The 18050-nt window shown below is 56.6% G+C and carries 13 protein-coding genes and 1 tRNA gene; 2 read left to right on the top strand and 12 right to left on the bottom strand.

Going from position 1 to position 18050, the window contains the following annotated elements; translation table 11 throughout:
- Nucleotides 1-52 precede the first annotated feature (52 nt).
- The 4 genes from cphA to H8B15_RS12400 all read right to left on the bottom strand — a co-directional run bounded on the left by cphA (nt 53) and on the right by H8B15_RS12400 (nt 6427).
- The gene (gene cphA, locus H8B15_RS12415; protein WP_187320013.1) at nt 53-2665 is read right to left on the bottom strand and encodes a cyanophycin synthetase; all 2613 of its coding nucleotides are present in this window, start codon (nt 2663-2665) and stop codon (nt 53-55) included.
- Nucleotides 2666-2859: 194 nt separating this feature from the next.
- Nucleotides 2860-2930: transfer RNA gene (locus H8B15_RS12410), tRNA-Cys, on the bottom strand.
- 162 nt (nt 2931-3092) lie between these two features.
- Nucleotides 3093-5117, bottom strand: a complete 2025-nt coding sequence (rpsA, locus tag H8B15_RS12405) for a 30S ribosomal protein S1 (protein WP_246455443.1) — start codon at nt 5115-5117, stop codon at nt 3093-3095.
- A 245-nt stretch (nt 5118-5362) separates the two neighbouring features.
- Nucleotides 5363-6427 carry a fatty acid desaturase family protein gene (locus tag H8B15_RS12400; protein ID WP_187320012.1) on the bottom strand — a complete coding sequence of 355 codons (1065 nt, stop codon included), beginning with the start codon at nt 6425-6427 and terminating at the stop codon, nt 5363-5365.
- A 202-nt stretch (nt 6428-6629) separates the two neighbouring features.
- Between H8B15_RS12400 and dinB the strand changes: the two genes are divergently transcribed.
- On the top strand, nt 6630-7670 hold the full coding sequence (gene dinB / locus H8B15_RS12395) for a DNA polymerase IV (RefSeq protein ID WP_187320127.1): 1041 nt from the start codon (nt 6630-6632) through the stop codon (nt 7668-7670).
- Here dinB and H8B15_RS12390 read toward each other — a convergent pair whose 3' ends face one another.
- The 5 genes from H8B15_RS12390 to H8B15_RS12370 all read right to left on the bottom strand — a co-directional run bounded on the left by H8B15_RS12390 (nt 7671) and on the right by H8B15_RS12370 (nt 12380).
- Nucleotides 7671-8579 (bottom strand): helix-turn-helix domain-containing protein, encoded by a 909-nt coding sequence (locus H8B15_RS12390; protein WP_187320011.1) that lies wholly within the window; start codon nt 8577-8579, stop codon nt 7671-7673.
- Nucleotides 8576-9553: an NADP-dependent oxidoreductase gene (locus H8B15_RS12385; RefSeq protein WP_187320010.1), complete on the bottom strand. Its 978-nt coding sequence runs from the start codon at nt 9551-9553 to the stop codon at nt 8576-8578. The genes H8B15_RS12390 and H8B15_RS12385 overlap by 4 nt, the downstream gene beginning before the upstream one ends.
- 256 nt (nt 9554-9809) lie before the next feature.
- Nucleotides 9810-10766 (bottom strand): pectinesterase family protein, encoded by a 957-nt coding sequence (locus H8B15_RS12380; RefSeq protein ID WP_187320009.1) that lies wholly within the window; start codon nt 10764-10766, stop codon nt 9810-9812.
- Nucleotides 10763-11566: a rhamnogalacturonan acetylesterase gene (locus tag H8B15_RS12375; RefSeq protein WP_187320008.1), complete on the bottom strand. Its 804-nt coding sequence runs from the start codon at nt 11564-11566 to the stop codon at nt 10763-10765. The genes H8B15_RS12380 and H8B15_RS12375 overlap by 4 nt, the downstream gene beginning before the upstream one ends.
- 31 nt (nt 11567-11597) lie before the next feature.
- Nucleotides 11598-12380 carry a rhamnogalacturonan acetylesterase gene (locus tag H8B15_RS12370; RefSeq protein WP_187320007.1) on the bottom strand — a complete coding sequence of 261 codons (783 nt, stop codon included), beginning with the start codon at nt 12378-12380 and terminating at the stop codon, nt 11598-11600.
- A 311-nt stretch (nt 12381-12691) separates the two neighbouring features.
- Here H8B15_RS12370 and H8B15_RS12365 point away from each other — a divergent pair, with 311 nt between their 5' ends.
- Nucleotides 12692-14143 carry a phytoene desaturase family protein gene (locus tag H8B15_RS12365; RefSeq protein WP_187320006.1) on the top strand — a complete coding sequence of 484 codons (1452 nt, stop codon included), beginning with the start codon at nt 12692-12694 and terminating at the stop codon, nt 14141-14143.
- A gap of 266 nt (nt 14144-14409) precedes the next feature.
- On the opposite strand, the gene H8B15_RS12360 is transcribed toward H8B15_RS12365, so the two are convergent.
- From H8B15_RS12360 to recN, 3 genes are all read right to left on the bottom strand, one after another.
- Complete coding sequence (locus H8B15_RS12360; RefSeq protein ID WP_187320005.1) at nt 14410-14913, bottom strand: hypothetical protein; 504 nt, start codon at nt 14911-14913, stop codon at nt 14410-14412.
- A 211-nt stretch (nt 14914-15124) separates the two neighbouring features.
- Nucleotides 15125-15943 (bottom strand): enoyl-ACP reductase FabI, encoded by an 819-nt coding sequence (locus tag H8B15_RS12355; RefSeq protein ID WP_187320004.1) that lies wholly within the window; start codon nt 15941-15943, stop codon nt 15125-15127.
- A 124-nt stretch (nt 15944-16067) separates the two neighbouring features.
- Complete coding sequence (recN, locus tag H8B15_RS12350; RefSeq protein ID WP_187320003.1) at nt 16068-17741, bottom strand: DNA repair protein RecN; 1674 nt, start codon at nt 17739-17741, stop codon at nt 16068-16070.
- Nucleotides 17742-18050 lie beyond the last annotated feature (309 nt).

Genomic DNA, 18050 nt, shown 5'->3' with positions numbered 1-18050 from the left:
CGACTACAAAATCCGTGTAATCCGAAAAATCCGAGCGAATCCGTGGTTCAGGTTATTGATGGTCCTCCAGCTTTTTGATGGTACCGCTGATGTTTTCGGTGAAGATGCACACCACGGAACCGGGGCGGGCGGTGCGCAAGGCGTGGTCGATGGCGTCCAGCTCGTTTTCGATGTAGGTGATGGGAATCTCGGGCTTGTCCAGCTGTAGGCCACGCGTCATTAGCTCGCGCAGTTCCTCGGCGGTTTTGCCGCGCAGGTCACGGTCCTGGCGCAGAATCACTTCATCGAAAATCTGCCCGGCGATGCGTGCGAAGCCCAGTGTATCCTCCTCCCGCCGGTCGCCCAGCCCCGACACGATGCCTACCTTGTGCGTGGCTTCGGTAGCGTTCAGGAAATCCGCAAATTTCGTGATACCCGCCGTGTTGTGGGCATAGTCTACAATCACCTCAAACTGCGGATACTTAAACACGTTCATGCGGCCCGGCGTTTTGCTGGCCGAGGGCACAAACGTGCGTAGCGCCGTTTTGATGTCGTCCTTATCGAAGCCAGCCAGATAGCCAGCCAGCGCCGCCGCCAGGCTGTTCTCGATGTTGAAGCCGGCCCTACCCCCAAACGTCACCGGAAACTCCACGGCCCGATCAATGCGCAGCTTGTAGCTGTTTTTGTAGATGGTGATGTAGCCTTCCTCGTACACCGCCGCCACACCGCCATCCTCCACGTGCTCCAGAATGCGCGGGTTGTTCTCATCCATGCTGAAGTAGGCCACACGGCAGTCGAGCTTGTGGCCCATCTGGTATACCAGGTCGTCATCGCCATTCAGCACGGCCCAACCATTTTTACGCACCGTGCGGGGTAGCACGCCCTTCACAGCAGCCATTTCCTCCACGGTATAAATATCCCGCAGACCCAGGTGGTCGGCGGCTACGTTGGTAACCACGGCAATGTCGCAGGAGTGGAAGCCCAGACCGGAGCGCAGCATACCGCCGCGGGCGGTTTCCAGCACCGCATAATTCACGGTGGGGTCCCGCAGCACAAACTCGGCGCTTTGTCCGCCGGTGCAGTCGCCTTTCTGGAGCTGCACGCCTTGAATATAAATACCATCCGTGGTCGTGAAGCCTACCTTATATCCCTTTGAGGCCACCATGTGGGCAATCAGGCGCGTGGTAGTAGTCTTACCGTTGGTGCCCGTTACGGCAATGATGGGGATGCGGGTAGGCACGCCGGGCGGAAACAGCATGTCTACCACGGGCGCGGCCACGTTGCGCGGCAACCCATCGGTAGGCGAAATGTGCATCCGGAAGCCGGGCGCGGCATTCACCTCAATCACTGCCCCGCGGGTTTCGTTGAGCGGCACAGCAATATCGTCGGTGAGCAGGTCGATGCCGCAGATGTCGAGGCCGATGGTGCCGGCCACGCGCTCGGCCAGCAACACGTTGTAGGGGTCTACCAAGTCAGTCACGTCGGTGGCGGTGCCGCCGGTGCTGATGTTGGCCGTGCTCTTCAGGTAGATGGTTTGGCCAGCGGGCAGCACCGAATTTAGCGTGAGTTGCTGGGCGGCCAGAATATCCAGCGTGTGTTTGTCGGCTTTGATGGCCGTGAGCACCTTTTCGTGACCGATGCCGCGGCGGGGGTCGGTGTTCACCTCATCAATCAGCTGCTGAATGGTGTGCGTGCCGTTGCCGGTTACGGCGGCGGGGGTGCGCTTGGCCGCAGCCACCAGCTTACCGTTCACTACCAGCAATCGGAAGTCGGCCCCTTCGATAAATTGCTCCACAATCACGGCGCGGGAATACTCCTGCGCCGCTTTCAGGCCCACCACGGCATCTTCCCAGTTCTGAATCTTGATGGTAGCGCCTTTGCCATGGTTGCCATCCAGCGGCTTGGTTACGATGGGAAAGCCCAGCTCGTCAATAGCATCGCGCAAACCCTCTTCCGAGTACACGGTTGTGCCACGGGGCACCGGCACGCCCGCGTTTTTCAGCATCGCCTTTGTGCGGTTCTTATTGCCCGCAATTTCTACGCCCGCATTGCAGGTGTAGGTAGTGGTGGTGGCCCAGATGCGCTTCTGGTTCACACCGTAGCCCAGTTGAATAATATTGCTGTTTTCCAGCTGGATATACGGAATATTGCGAGAAGCCGCTTCCGACACAATGCTCTGCGTGCTGGGGCCGAAATACTCTTCCTCCCGAATATCGTGTAGCTCGGCCAGTATCGGCTTGAGGTCCACCGATTGGCCTTTACACAGCGCGTCCAACACTTCCACTGCATATTTGGCAGCTTGGCGGCCGGCTCGCTCCTCGCGGTAGGCAAACACCACCATCTCCATGCCTTCTTCGTGCGCAGGGTAGGACTTGCCCCAGAATACCGGCATGCCGGCTTGGCGCTGCAAGGCCAGCGCCATGTGTTGCAGCACGTAGGCCAGCGGCTCGCCATCGGCCAACTGCTCGCGGGTGAGGGGTGGGTGCTTGGCCGCCTCGGCAGAATGGTGCGGATTGGCCATACCCAGGTTTGGGAATAGCTCCGCCAACTGGTCCGGTAATTCAGACACGCTATTCGACCAAGTGCCGGCCAACTCCCCAAAGTCAACCTTCATGACAATCAGGCGAGTGTGTTTAACGGACCAATAGCTAGGGCCGCGCATGGTGCGCAGGTCGACAATTTTCATACGATAAGCGTGGGTGAAAACGGAGTATGCCCGCCCTATACGCAGGACCGGCTCAAAAGATAGACTTACTACTGAGCTTGCAAAATAGTTATGCTTACAGCTTGTGTACCCGGCTTCTGCTTCCGCCTACCCCATTACACGCAAAAAGCCCCGGTCGGGGCTAATCGACCGGGGCAAGCAAGCAAAACAGGAAGAGGTGACGGGCGGATTCGAACCGCCGTAGGAGGTTTTGCAGACCTCTACCTAGCCACTCGGTCACGTCACCGGATTGGGAGCGCAAACATACGTCAATAATCGACTTATGCCAAACAGAAGCGCTTCTTTTCTTGCCTTTATTCACTAAACTTCTGTATCATAGCAAGTTTTAGTACGAACAAAAAAGCCCCGGATTGCTCCGGGGCTTCCTGTTTCCAGCTTAGAAGTCAGCTTACGCTTTGTCTTCCGTGTTGGCTTCGTCGTCCGAGTCAAGCAGGTGCTTGGCGCGGTCTACTACGTCTTCGGCAGCGTGTGTCACGGTGTCGATGGCGTCGGAAGCGGCTTTGGTTACGCGGGCAACCAGGCCTTCTTCTTCGGCGGGAGCTTCAGCAGCGGGAGCAGCTTTTCTGCCGGCTTGCGCCTGCAATTTCTGCTCACCAGCCTCACGCTCCGAGCCCATCATCCGGTCACGCAGGGCGCTCAGTGCGTCCAAGTCACCCAGCGTCGACTTCTCAGCCGGCTGCGAGGTAGCCTTTTTCACGTCGGCTGCGCTTGTGGAAGCGGCACCACCAGCGGCGGTCGGTGTCTTCTTCTTGAACTTGGCGGCGCGGCTTTCCTCTTCCTGCGACTGGTTGTATACAGCCGTGTGCGAGAGTACAATGCGACGGTCGTCCTTCGAGAACTCTACCACGCGGAAGTCGAGCGATTCGCCGTTTTCAGCCTGCGAGCCGTCTTCTTTCTGCAGCGACTTAGGATACGCGAAGCCTTCGATGCCGTAGGGCAACTCCAGCACGGCACCACGATCGTTCTTCTCGGTGATGGTAGCACGGTGTACCGAACCAGGGGTGAATACCGTCTGGAACGTATCCCAGGGGTTTTCTTCCAGCTGCTTGTGGCCCAGGGCCAAGCGACGGTTAGCTACATCCAGTTCCAGAACCAGCACGTCCAGACGGTCGCCTACCTTTACCATTTCGGAGGGGTGCTTGATCTTCTTGGTCCACGACAGGTCCGACACGTGCACGAGGCCGTCTACACCTTCTTCCAGTTCTACGAACAGGCCGAAGTTGGTCAGGTTACGCACCAGGCCGTTGTGTTTGGTACCTACGGCGTACTTCGTAGCGAAGTCGCCACGAGTCCATGGGTCTTCGCTCAGCTGCTTAATACCCAAGCTCATCTTGCGGTCTTCGCGGTCCAGCGTCAGAATCTGCGCTTCTACCACATCGCCCTGCTTGATGAAGTCCTGCGGGTTGCGCAGGTGCTGGCTCCAGCTCATTTCCGAAACGTGGATGAGGCCTTCTACGCCAGGGATGATTTCCATGAATGCGCCGTAGTCGGCTACGTTCACAATGCGACCTTTCACTTTCGAGCCTACGCCCATGTCCTCGGGCAGCGAATCCCATGGGTGCGGGGTCAGCTGCTTCAGGCCCAGCGAAATACGCTTCTTGGCTTCGTCGAAGTCCAGTACTACCACGTTCAACTTCTGGTCGAGTTGCAGCACTTCCGAAGGATGTGCAATGCGGCCCCACGAGATGTCGGTGATGTGCAGCAGACCGTCTACGCCGCCGAGGTCGATGAACACGCCGAAGTTGGTCATGTTCTTGATAACGCCCTCCAGGATCTGGCCTTTCTCCAGGTTGTTGAGGATGGCTTCGCGCTGCTTCTCGAGGTCTTTCTCGATCAGGACTTTGTGCGAAACTACCACGTTGTCGAAAGCAGCGTTGATTTTCACCACTTTCACTTCCATGCGACGACCTACATAGATGTCGAAGTCACGGATAGGCTTCACGTCAATTTGCGAGCCGGGTAGGAAGGCTTCTACGCCGTCCAGGTCCATGATCAGACCACCTTTGGTGCGACGCTTTACTACGCCTTCCAGAATGGTGTCATTCTCCAGGGCATCGTAAATAGCTTTCCAAGCCTGCTTGATCTTCGCCTTCTTGCGCGACAGGATCAGCTGACCATTTGCGTTTTCCTGCTCCTCAATGAACACTTCCACCTCGTCGCCGGGCTTCAGGTCGGGCAGGTCACGGAATTCCGACACCGGCACCAGTCCGTCGGACTTGAAGCCAATGTTCAAGATAACGTCGCGGTCGGTGATGCCTACCACTACGCCTTTCACTACTTCTTCTTCCTGGACGGTCGTCAGCGTGTCGCTGTACATTTCCTCCATCCGGGTGCGCTCCTCTGCGGAATAGTTACCGCCGAAGCTGTTGGCTCCGACGTTGTCCCAGTCGAAGTTGTCTACTACTTCTGCCATATTAGCTAGTGGCCCTCGTGTACACGTTCGGCGCAGGGCCCGCCTCCGAATCGCGTTTTTGCTTGATACACAGCGCTAAAGCGCCGGCCCACCACCCTGGCGGGGGCGCAAAGATACGTAAATTTGTTATCAAGTCATTCGTATTCTGTTGAATAGCTTTTTTATTGAAAGTACTATATACTTCACTTAACATGCTCATAAAAAAGGCCGCTCCTTGTAGAGCGGCCTTCTCAATAAAGCCATTTTTAGCGCCTGCCCAACTCGCGCAAATGGGCTACGTGCGAAGCTACCGCATAGCGCATCTTCGGGTATTCGTTGTATTCGATGCCGAATTCCTCGCACACTTGCCGGATAATCTTGTTGAGAGCGGGGTAGTGCACGTGGGAGATGGTGGGGAACAGGTGGTGCTCTACCTGGAAGTTGAGGCCACCGACCAGCCAGCTCAGCACTTTGTTATCGGTAGCGAAGTTGGCCGTGGTCTTGATCTGGTGAATAGCCCATTCGTCTTCCAGCTTGTTGGTGGTAGCGTGCGGCACCGGAAAATCGGCGTGTTCCACGGTATGGGCCAGCTGAAACACGATGCTCAGCGTGAAACCAGCTACTGCCATGAACAGCAGGAAGCCTACCAGCCAGCTCACGAACCCTACCATATAGATAGGTAGGGCCACAAATAGCCCCAGGTGAAGCGCCTTAAAGCCCCAGAAAACGCCCTGGTCCGACGCGTTCATCTTCTTGATAGGCATTTCCCCGATTTTACCCCGGAAATACTTCTGGTAATCCATGTAGAAAATCCAGGCGATGAACAGCAGGGCGTAGAAAAACCAGAAGTACAGGTGTTGGAAGCGGTGCAGGCGGCGGCGCGGCTGGCCGGGGCTGAGGCGCAGCCAGGGTTGCGCGTCCAGGTCGTCGTCCACGCCGTCGATGTTGGTGTACATGTGGTGGATGAGGTTGTGCTTCATGTTCCACATGAAGCTGTTGCCGCCCATCACGTTCAGCGTGAAAGCGGCAAACTGATTTACCCAGCGCTTTTTGCTGAACGAGCCGTGGGCGCCGTCGTGCATCACGTTGAAGCCAATAGCGGCTCCAATGGCACCCAGCAACAAGCACTCCGCAATGGCCAGCCAGGTAGGCGGCGTCAGGAATACCAGATGCACGTACACTGCTACGAAGGCAGTTGTCAGAATCAGAGCTTTGATAAACAGGGAGTTGCCGCCTGTAGTGGCTTTGCCGGCCTCGGCAAAGTAGGCGTTGGTGCGGCGCTTCAGCTCCTGGTGAAAGGAGCGCGAAGCCGCGAATTTGGGTGCGTGCATGAAGAAAAGGGGATAAACAGGAGGGCAAAGGTACCTCTTCCTGTTGAGGGAACAGCGGGTAGCTGCGGTGCAAAATTGCGTGCCCTATCCGCCCAACCTGCACCGTACGCCGATAGTTCCTCTCCCCTACCCGCCGTATCTTTGTTAAGTGCTGACGCCTACCCCACCGGAGCCCGAAACCCGCAAGATCATCCACCTCGATATGGACGCCTTTTACGCGTCGGTGGAGCAGCGCGACAACCCCGAGCTGCGTGGTCGGCCGCTGGCGGTAGGTGGCGCCCGCGAGCGTGGCGTAGTGGCGGCCGCCAGCTACGAAGCGCGGCAGTTTGGCGTGCGCTCGGCTATGCCCGCCACCACGGCACGGCGGCTGTGCCCGGAACTGCTGTTTGTGCCGCCGCGCTTTGAGGTATATAAAGGTGTGTCGCGGCAGATACACGCCATCTTTGCCGAGTATACGGAGTTGATTGAGCCGCTTTCGCTGGATGAGGCCTACCTTGATGTGACCCAGAACCGGCCGAACATTCCATCGGCCACGCGCATCGCGGAGGAAATACGGGCGCAGATTCTAGCAAAAACGCAGCTCACGGCCTCGGCGGGCATTTCCTATAATAAGTTTCTGGCAAAGCTGGCCTCCGATTACCGCAAGCCCAATGGCCAGTTCGTAATTCGGCCGCACGAGGGACTGGCGTTTGTGGAGCAGCTAGCCGTGGGGCAGTTCCACGGCATCGGGCGCGTAACGGCGGCGCGCATGGAGCAGTTGGGTATCCGCACGGGTTGGGATTTGCGCCAGCAGTCGGAAGCCTTTCTGCGGCAGCACTTTGGCAAGGCCGGCTCGCACTACTTTGCCATTGCACGGGCGCAGGACCACCGCCCCGTGGTGGCCGACCGGGTGCGCAAATCCATCGGCGCCGAAACCACTTTCCCCCACGACCTTACTGCCCTACCCGACCTCACCGAGCACCTGCAACCCTGCCTGGAAAAAGTGTGGACGCACTGCGAACGAACCGGCCTGCGTGGCCGCACCGTCACGCTGAAGGTGAAATACGCCGATTTTCAGCAGATTACTCGCTCGCGCAGTTTTTCTACTCCCCTCACCGACGTAGCCACGGTGGCGCGCATCAGCCACGAGCTGCTCACGGCCCTCCTACCCCTGCCCAAAGGCGTGCGCCTGCTGGGCGTTTCGTTGTCGGGGCTGGAAACGGAGGCCGATATGGTAGGGCGGCAGTTGGGGCTGGGGTTGTAGTCAGATGAAAGAGGCTCTGAATTCCAGCGGCGACATATTGGTTTTGGTTTTGAACAGCTTGCTGAACGACTGCAAATGCTCGAAGCCTAACTCATAGGCAATTTCGCTGACGCTCAGGGTAGTAGTTGCTAACTTTTCCTTGGCTTTGGCTATCAGCCTGGCGTGAATGTGCTGCTGGGTGTTTTGCCCGGTCACGGAACGCAACAGGTTGCTTAGATACTTGGGCGAAAGGTGCAGACAATCGGCCACGTAGTGCACGGTTGGCAAACCCTGTCCCAGCACATTAGTACCATTGAAGTGTTCTTGCAGCAAGGTTTCCAACCGTTCGAGCACCTCGTGGTTGGCCTTTTCGCGGGTGAGAAACTGGCGGTGGTAAAATCGGTCTGCGTAGTGCAACAGGCTTTCCAGATGCGACACGATAATCGGCTTGCTGAACTGGTCGATGGAAGCAGCGTATTCCTGCTCAATGGCGAGCAGAAGACTCAAAATAGTTGCCTCCTCTTTAGCAGATAGAAACAGGGCCTCTTTAAGCGAATAATCCCAGAAATCGTACTGCCGGATGGTGTTAGCGAGCGAGGTATTCCAGATGAAATCGGGGTGCATATACACCACCCACCCCGATTTTTCCACTGCTTCTTCCGGATCAGCCACTGCCATACTAAACACCTGGTTGGGCGCCATAAACGAGAGGATGCCTTCGTTGAAATCAAACGAATGCTGCCCGTATTTGACGTGGACATTGTGCATGCGCTTGACCGAAATGGAGTAGAAGTCGAAGACCATACTCGTTGGCTCCTCACCGTAGCGGTGCGGCACGGTGCCCACATCCACCACGCTAAACAGCGGATGCTGGGGCTTGGGCAGCTGCACAAACTCGTGAAACTCGCTTATTGTGCGAAATCGCCTCATAGCAGTTCGCCGTTTTCCTGACGAATGGCCAGCACCAGCTTGCCCCGTACGTGCCAGGTTTGACTTTCGCGGTGGGCATCGGCCACTTCCGCCAGCGAAAACACTTTGTTGATCAGCACTTTGACTTTACCCGCGTCAATTAGCCCAGCCATTTCCTCCAGCCACTCCTGCCGGGGCTGGTTGTTCGATAGCTCGCCCGTGGCCTGTTGCCGGTCCAGTGCCGTCTGCACCGCCTCATCAAAGGGAAAATCAACGTTGACACTGACGAAAATACCGCCTTTCTTTAATACGGCCACGGCTTTCAGCCGCTCGGCGTTATTGCGCAGGGGCGAGGCCTCCAGCACCAAGTCCACATCGCGTACCGATTCTCCCAGGGGTTGGCCTCGGTAGTCAAGCACCTCGTCGGCGCCCAGCTGCCGGAGGTAGTCCAGGTTGCTGGCCGAAGCGGCACCAATGACGTACGCCCCCTTGGCCTTGGCAAACTGCACCGCGAAACTACCTACCCCACCCGAAGCACCCTGAATCAGAACCCGTTGACCGGGCTGTAGCTTACCGTGCTCGAAGAGAGCCGTCCAGGCTGTGAGGCCGGCCAAAGGCACGCCCGCTGCCTCATTGAAGTTGAGACTTTCGGGTTTGCGAGCAAACTGGCTGGCTTTGGCCACGCAGTATTCGGCGTAGCTGCCATTGCCAGGAAAGCTTGGCTCGCCGTATACTGCATCGCCTTGCTGAAACCCCGTCACCTCGCTGCCTACCGCTTCTACTACGCCCGCAGCATCCCAGCCCAGCGTCATGGGTAGGGTCAGGTAGGCCCGTAGCGCATCGTTACCGCCTTCACGCACCACCCAGTCTACGGGGTTAACGCCGCTGGCATACACTTTTAGGAGGATTTCGTCGGGTGCCGGTGTCGGCCGCGCCACTTCTTCTAGTTGCAGAACCTCAGGTCCGCCAAAGGCATGAATTCTAACCGCTTTCATAAGAAACTGGTGTTGGTTGATTGACCTTGCAAAGGTCGACCTCACCCGCCTACCCTATTTAACCAGACTGCCCTTTGTTTCAGTCGAAAAGACGCAGTAGAGTATTTTAACCGTCAACAAACCCCTTATTCTACCGGAACTACACAAAACGAGAACTGCTCGACCACCGGAGCGAGTTCAGCACAGCGCTAGTGGTCGACCAGTTCTCACTTTGCGGAAGCTCTATCTCTCGTTACCCCTTCGTGATAAATCGGCCTTACTCCTGGGTAGGGTCCCAGCCGCGTAGCACAGTAGCCAGGGTGTACTGCTGCGCCTCTTGCTCTGTGAGTAGATGCGCCCATGGCACGCGCTGCTTGGGCGCGGCACCGGGGCCAGTGTTTTGGTACTCGGCGTAGTAGGCCGTGCGCTTGTTTTCCTCCTTGCCCCAGGGGTCCCAGCCTTCGGGCTTAATAAAGCTGCCTAACTCGCAGTGCAGGTACACGGTTTTGGCGTAGGGACGCCAGGGGCGGCCCAGGGCGTAGCTGTTGGCCGGCGCGTTGCCGGTTAAGCGACAGTGATTGAGCACGTAGCCGTAGCGCGTGGTATCGGGAGTAGAAGCAGCCGTGACGAAGGAGCCGCCTTTCTTGCAGAAAATCTCGCACCGCTCAAACCACGCCGTGCTGGAGCCGAAGATAAAATCCGTAGTGCCCTCGATGTAGCAATCCTGGTAGTACTGCCGACTGCCGTAGCCATAGGTGTAGAGCGTATCCTGAAACCCCAGAAACCGGCAACTCTTAAATCGGGCTTTATCGCCGGCCACCCACACGGCTACCGCCTGCCCCACCGGTCCCGATGAGTTTTGAAACGTCAGATTTTCGGCCGAAAAGTCGGTGCCGAAGATGTAGATACTGGCCGAGCCCGAGGTGCCTTTGTCCTCCCCAAAGCGGTTCTTTTTCTGGTTGTAGTCGTCGTAGGTAAGAATGGTGGCGCGGGCATCTTCGCCTATCAAATGCACCAGGTTTTTGGTACCGGCTAGCACCAGCTTCTCCTTATAAGTGCCTTTCTTGATAAAAATCGTGGTGACTTTCTTCCGAAAATCAGGCACGGCATCAATGGCGGCTTGCACCGTGCGGAACTGTCCGCTGCCATCCTGCGCCACCACAAAATCGTACCCGAAGGCACGCTGTGTGAGCAATATATTGAGCAGACAGAACAAGAAAATCAGATGCTTCATGGGGTAGTGGGCTGGGCATCGGGGCCCTTGGTGGGCGGCACGGCGTTTTTGGGTAGGGGTCGGGCAAGGTGGTCGGCTAGCGGCGAGTGTTGCGTTTTCAGCTCGTTCACAACCAGTTGCGCCATTTTGCGGGCACCCAGCTCCGAAAAGTGTGTATTGTCCTGGCGGCCGTAGGGGTAGTTGGGATGGTCGCCAGGCGCGAGTTGCAGGAAGAGCAGCTTGCTGTTCGCTTCCCCAAACTGCTGCAACAGCTCCCGGCTTAGTTTGTCCAAATCAATCAACGGCACTTTTTGCCCCGTTGCCACTTCCGTAGTGGCAGCTGAGTAGGCCACGTGCGTTTCCTGCTGCTTGCCGCCCACAAATTTGAGGCGCGTGACGGGCGTAATCAGCACCGGATACGCCTGTTTGCGGCGCGTTTCAGCCACAAACTTCAACAGGTTTTTACGGTAGTCGGCTACTGGGGTGTAGCGGTCTGGATAATTCTCGGCCTCGTCGTTGTGCCCGAACTGGATGAACACGTAGTCGCCGGGCTGCAAGGCATCTACAATGGGCTGCCAGCGGTTTTCGGCCAAAAACGTGCGCGTGCTACGGCCATTTTTGGCATGGTTGGCCACTACAATGGTCGAATCGAAGAAGGTAGGCAGCGGCATCCCCCAGCCTGTTTCCGGGAAGGTCTGCGGTATTTTCTGGGCGATGGTAGAATCACCAATTAGGTACACCGTGGTTTTGTGGGTAGGCGGCAGCTGGAAGGCGAGCAGCCCTACTAAAAGCAGAAGGCCAATGCTCTTTATATATGACATGCTGTGGTCTTTACTTACTAAGTATATATCCCTACCGTGCTTGCGCATCCACGGTCTTCTTGGACTCGCGCTGCACAACGCGGTCAGCCAGCTCCAGCTTTAGCGCACGGATATCGGACAAAACCAGTTCGGCCATTTTGCGGGCGCCCAGCTCCGAGAAGTGCGTGTTATCCTCGCGGCCATCGGGGTAGTTGGGGTGCTCGCCGGGTGCCAGGTGGTTAAATAGCAACTTGCTGTTTTCCACCCCAAACTGCTGCAACAGCGTCTGGCTTTCGCGGTCCAGATCAATGAACGCCACTTTTTGCTCCTGCGCAATGGTCCGCACCAACGCCGAGTAGGTATCGTGCGTACCTTCAATCTTTCCGGCATCGTTGAACTTGCGACGCGCTACCGGCGTGAGCAGCACAGGAGTGGCCTTGTGGGCGCGGGTTTCCTGGACGAAGCGCACCAAGTTGGCTCGGTAATCGGCCTCGGGTGTGTAGCTTTTTTTCGTCGGCACCTCGTCGTTGTGACCGAACTGTATGAACACGTAGTCGCCTTCTTTGAGCGCGGCTGCCACGGGCTGCCAGCGGTTTTCGGTGAGGAAGGTTTTCGTGCTACGTCCGTTTTGCGCCCGGTTGTCGACGGTAACGGTTTCGTCGAAAAACACCGTAAAGGGCATACCCCAACCCGTTTCGGGGTAGGCCTTGCGCTCCTTGATGGATATGGTAGAGTCGCCGACCAGATACACGGTAATGTTCTTTTTGGGCGGCCCAAAGGCCAGCAACGCTAGCAGCAACATGGCTCCCGCGAGCCGGAACAGCGGATGATTCATGGGTGGGAGATAGGTAGGACGAAGTACATACTACCGGTTTACCCTACCTTTCCCAAGCCGGGTGCTGCATTTTTCTACGGGAACGTTGCCAAACGCAGTATTTTGCATCCTTCCGCTGCCGTTCTCCCTAACCTTTGTGCTGGCGCGGGGCTGTGCCCCGCGTCTACTACGAGCAGGCCTCTGGCCTGAGCTGTTTGCACAAGTTGACGCAAGCGAATGCAGGCCAGAGGCCTACTCGTAATAGACACGGGGCACAGCCCCGCGCCAGCCATTTAACTACCGCCGTACCACAATTTCATCCTAATACACGTATGCCCGATTCCAGATACGATGCCGTGGTAGTTGGCTCCGGCCCCAACGGTTTGGCGGCCGCCATTACGCTTCAGCAAGCCGGCTTGTCGGTGCTGCTAATTGAAGGAAAGGACCAACTGGGCGGTGGCCTGCGCACGGCCGAGCTCACGCTCCCCGGCTTCCGCCACGACATTTGCTCGGCCATTCATCCGCTGGCTGTTGCTTCTCCGTTTTTTCAAACCCTACCCCTCGCGCAATACGGGCTTACCTACATCACCCCGCCCGTAGCTGCGGCCCATCCCTTCGATGGGGGCACGGCCGCCGCCGCGTTTAATTCCCTGGCCGATACGGCCCGCCACCTGGGCCAAGACGAACAGCGCTACCGCCAGCTCCTAGAGCCGCTGATAGCCAACTGGCCCGCCATTGCCAATGATGTACTGGCGCCCTTGCACCTGCCCAAACACCCCATCCAGATGGCGCAGTTTGGTGCGCCGGCCATGCTGCCGGCCTCTGTGCTCACCAGCTATTTTCAGCAGAAAGAAGCGCGGGGCTTATTTGCTGGTATGGCTGCTCACGCCATTCAGCCACTTAGCAACCTTACTACCTCGGCCATTGGTTTGGTGCTGTTGATAGCAGCCCACCGCGGCGGCTGGCCCCTACCCCAAGGCGGCTCACAATCCATTGCTGATGCGCTGGTGGCACACTTCCGGGCGCTGGGCGGCACGGTAGAAACCGGCACGTTCGTACGTTCCCTCGACCAATTGCCCCATGCCCGCACCGTGCTGCTCGACGTAACGCCCAAGCAGCTGTTGCAGATTGCTGGCCACAGCCTTTCGGCGGTGTATCAGTGGCAGCTGCGACGCTACCGCTACGGTATGGGCGTATTTAAGGTAGATTGGGCCCTGGATGCGCCGATTCCCTTTACGGCTGCCGAGTGCCGCCAGGCTGGTACCATTCATATCGGAGGCACCCGCGAGGAAATTATTGCCGGCGAGCGGGCCACGGCCCAGGGCCACCACGTCACGCGGCCATTTGTGCTGCTGGCCCAGCAAAGCCTCTTCGACCCTACCCGCGCCCCGGCCGGCAAGCACACGGCCTGGGCCTACTGCCACGTGCCCAACGGCTCCTGCATCGACATGACGGCCGCCATCGAGCAGCAGGTGGAGCGCTTCGCCCCCGGCTTCCGCGACCGGATCATCGGCCGCCACACCTTCGATACGGCCCAGATGGAAGCCCACAACCCTAACTACGTGGGCGGCGACATCAACGGCGGGGTGCTAGACATCGGCCAGCTCTTCACGCGTCCGGCCCTGCGGGCTTCTCCCTACCGCACGTCTGCCAAAGGCCTCTACCTATGTTCCTCGGCTACCCCTCCCGGCGGCGGCGTGCACGGCATGTGTGGCTACCACGCCGCCAAGCAGGCATTGCACGGCGTGTTTCAGCTACCGGCTGCGCCGTTGTATGAGGGGTAGGGCAGAACGGAACATCATTCCATTACACTGCGCATTCAGCAAAGAGCAGCCGTCTTACGCATTACTTAGCGGTTGAAGGCACTTTTGTTTCAACCTGGGATTATAAAACGTATCAGCTCAGAGCTTAACTACTGAAAATAAAAAAGAGAAGAACTAATATTCCATTCACTGCAATCGGCGCTACTAGCGAGCTAAAATATAATCCTTATTTATTAAGTAGACAAACTAAAAAATCACTCCACCTTAGTTATAGCAACAATAAGTACTTACTGCTTCATATGTTCGTCATATTCTTCCTTTGACAAGACTCTTGTTCCTTGCCCGGCAACAAAATACCATTTGCCATTCTGCTTAATATACGTTTCTGTTCGAACAACCCTTATTGGGAAATCTCCCTTCTTTGTATCAAAAATAACATCTAACACAAAGTTCTTCACTGCTGCATCTCCATTATAAATTCGGAGAATTGTGCTACCAGGAACGGGCTTAGCAGACTTAAAGGTTGCTCCCGCTTCTTTGAAGCCTTTTTCCCATTCACTATATCCGTAAGATATCCTTCCCTCTGGCCCAACTGCTATATAGTCATCGTTGTTGAATCTGGTATTATCGTTTTTCCTGCTCAGCGCCTCAATGGCTTTTCGGTCTTCCGGATAAGAGGAAGTGTCATATTTATTTGTGGGTGGCGTTTGAGCATAGACGTTTGACACGAATAATGAAGCAAATATTGTTACAATCAATTGCCACTGCATCTTTTGTACATTCTGTGCCATTGTACGCAATTTTTATTTTGAAGAAAACCCACGCATAGCAGCCGTATACTATTTTATGTAAGCACTTCGCCTAATTATTTATATCCATAATTCTATAAAAATAAATAAATACAATTTTCTCTTATCATTTATATCTAAAATAAGTAATGTAAGATACATAAACAAAAAAGCCTGACCATCCGGCCAGGCTTTTTGCATAAACAATAACCACTTACAAGTTGGCCTTCGTCAGCACTTCCACCATTTCCTCCGAGATGCCGGTGGTGCTGAAGCCGCCGTCGTGCATGAGGTTTTGCATGGTCACGTAGCGCGTGAGGTCCGAGAACAGCGAGATGCAGTAGTCGGCGCAGGCTTCGGCGGGGGCGTTGCCGAGGGGCGAAAGTTTGTCGGCGTAGTCGTAGAATGCGTCGAAACCGCTGATACCGGCGCCGGCCGTGGTCTTGGTAGGCGACTGCGACACGGTATTTACACGTACTTTTTTCTGCTTACCCAGGCGCTGGCCGTAGCTGCGGGCAATGCTTTCGAGCACCGCCTTCGCCTGCGACATATCCGTGTAATCGAGGAAGGCACGCTGGGCGGCAATATACGACAGGGCCACCACCGAGCCCCACTCGTTGAGGGCGTCCTGCTTCTCGGCCACGTGCAGCATCTTGTGCAGCGACAGCGCCGAGATGTCCAGCGTCTTCTGGAACCAATCGTAGTTCAGCTCGCCGTAGTGCTTGCCCTTGCGGATGTTCGGCGACATGCCGATGGAGTGCAGCACGAAGTCAATCTTGCCGCCCAGCTGCTCCTGCGCACCCGAGAACAGCTTTTCCAGGTCCTCTACCGAGGTAGCATCGGCCGCAATGATGGGAGCGTTGCATTCCTCTGCCAAAGCGTTGATTTCGCCCATGCGCATGGCCAGTGGGGCGTTGGTCAGCACGAAGCGGGCGCCCTCGGCGTGGGCTTTCTGGGCCACTTTCCAGGCAATTGATTTTTCGTTGAGGGCGCCGGAGATGATACCGACTTTGCCAGCGAGTAGATTAGGCATGAAGTGAAATGGTGAGATTGTGAAATGGTGAGTCTGCGTTCTGAGGGCGCAATTTGCGCAATATGTGCCATATGCATCGCCCGAACATAAAACTCACCATTTCACAATCTCACCATTTCACCGCTTACCCCACCAACTCCTCGCCGCGCATGGCTAGTAGCTCGCGGGCGCTTTGGAAGGCGTATTCGCTGGGGTTGGCACCGGAAATCATCTGCGCGATTTCGCTGATACGCTCCTGCAACGTTAGTTCGCGGATGCGGCTGATGGTGCGGTCGGCGCGGTCTTCCTTGTACACAAAGTAGTGCGCGTCGCCGGCCGCGGCCATCTGTGGCAAGTGCGAAATAGCAATGAGCTGGTGCTTCTTCGCCATTTGCTGCATCATGCGGCCTACCTTCACCGCAATTTCTCCGCTGATACCCGTGTCGATTTCGTCGAATACGATGGTGGGTAGGGCCGTTTTGTCGGCCAGCATGTACTTGATGCACAGCATCAAGCGCGAAAACTCACCACCCGAGGCAGCTTTGCTCAAGGTTTGCGGCTGGGCGCCCTTGTTGGCCGTGAACAGGATACTCACCACATCGATGCCGCTGGTGGTAGGTTGGCCCACACTATGCTGCACCACAATGCGCGAGTTGGGCATACCTAGGTCGGCGAGCAGGGCCGCCAGCTCCTTCTGAAACTTGGGGAAGCTGCGTTGGCGTTGCTCTGAGAGTTGCGTAGCACGGCGCGTGACGGTTGCCAACGCTCCTTCGGTATCCCTACGCAAGCGGCTGATTTCCTTGTCCAGGTTCAGCACCGAGCCCACCTTCTGGCGCAGTTCCTCGCGCACTTCCAGTAGGGCGGGCAGGTCGCGCACTTGGTGTTTGCGCTGCAAATTGTAGAGGGTAGTGAGGCGACCTTGTAGCTCGTCGATGCGGGCCGGGTCGCCCTCGGTGCGACGCTCGGCAGTTTCCACCTCGTCAGAGATGTCGTGCAGCTCAATCAGGCAGCTGTCGAGGCGCGCTTTCAGGTCCTGAAACACATCGGCGTAGGCTGATACCTGCCCGAGCAGACTAGACGCCTCTTTCATGCTGCCGGTGGCGCAGTACTCGCTTTCGGAAAGGGCCTGCAAGGCCTGCGTCAGCTTGAACTTGATTTCCTCGGCGTGCTCCAGCTGCTTTATTTCCTGCTCCATTGCCTCTTGGTCTTCGGTATCGAGGCGAGCCTCTTCCAGCTCGTTCAGCAGAAAGCTATTATAATCCAGTTCTTTATTAGCCTGTGCTATCTGACTTTCCACGCTCTTGAGGTCGGCTTCCAGCTTGCGGTACTGGCGGTAGGCGGTGCCGTACTGGGCACGGGTAGGCACCAGGCCGGCGTATAGGTCGAGCAGGTTAAGCTGAAACACCGCGTCGCCGAGCAGCAACGTATCGTGCTGGGAGTGGATGTCCATCAGGTTTGCCCCGATCTTGCGCAGGGCGTCTAGCGTCACGGGCGTGTCGTTCACAAACGCCCGCGACTTACCGGCCGGACTAATCTCGCGCCGCAGGATGCACTGCGCGTCATAATCTAAGTCTTCGGCCTCGAAGATATCCTGCAACTGGTAGCCGCTAATATCAAACTGCCCTTCAATCACGCACTTTTTCTCCGTGTCGAAAAGCATTTTAGAATCGGCGCGGTTGCCGAGCAGCAGCCCAATGGCCCCAAGCATGATGGATTTGCCGGCCCCGGTTTCGCCGGTGATGATATTCAGCAGGGCCGAAGGCTGTAACTGCAATTGCTCGATGAGAGCGTAATTTTTGATGCGTAAATCAACTAGCATGGGAGTAGATAGAAGCTGGAAAGGTGGACCAGTCGGGCTATCGGCAGCTCAACCAGCGGAGTTCAACCGGGCTTTTCCAAACGCAAAAGCCCGCAATCAGCTAATAAAATTAGCTGATTGCGGGCAACTTACAAGAGACCACCAATTTTTTTAGTAGAAAATACTGATTTTATCCTGATTCAAGAACGGAGTAGAGACACACAATATTTTGTGTCTCGTCGTTGAGCAGTTTGCATTTTATCGTTAGGCCATTGGGCGGTCATGCTGAGCTTGTCGAAGCATCTCGCGTGCTGATGTGGGATACTATCT

Origin of the sequence: Hymenobacter citatus, assembly GCF_014333615.1 — a bacterium.
Lineage (GTDB): Bacteria > Bacteroidota > Bacteroidia > Cytophagales > Hymenobacteraceae > Hymenobacter > Hymenobacter citatus.
The sequence above is the reverse complement of the archived record's forward strand: the minus strand, read 5'-3'. Positions and strand labels throughout refer to the sequence as shown.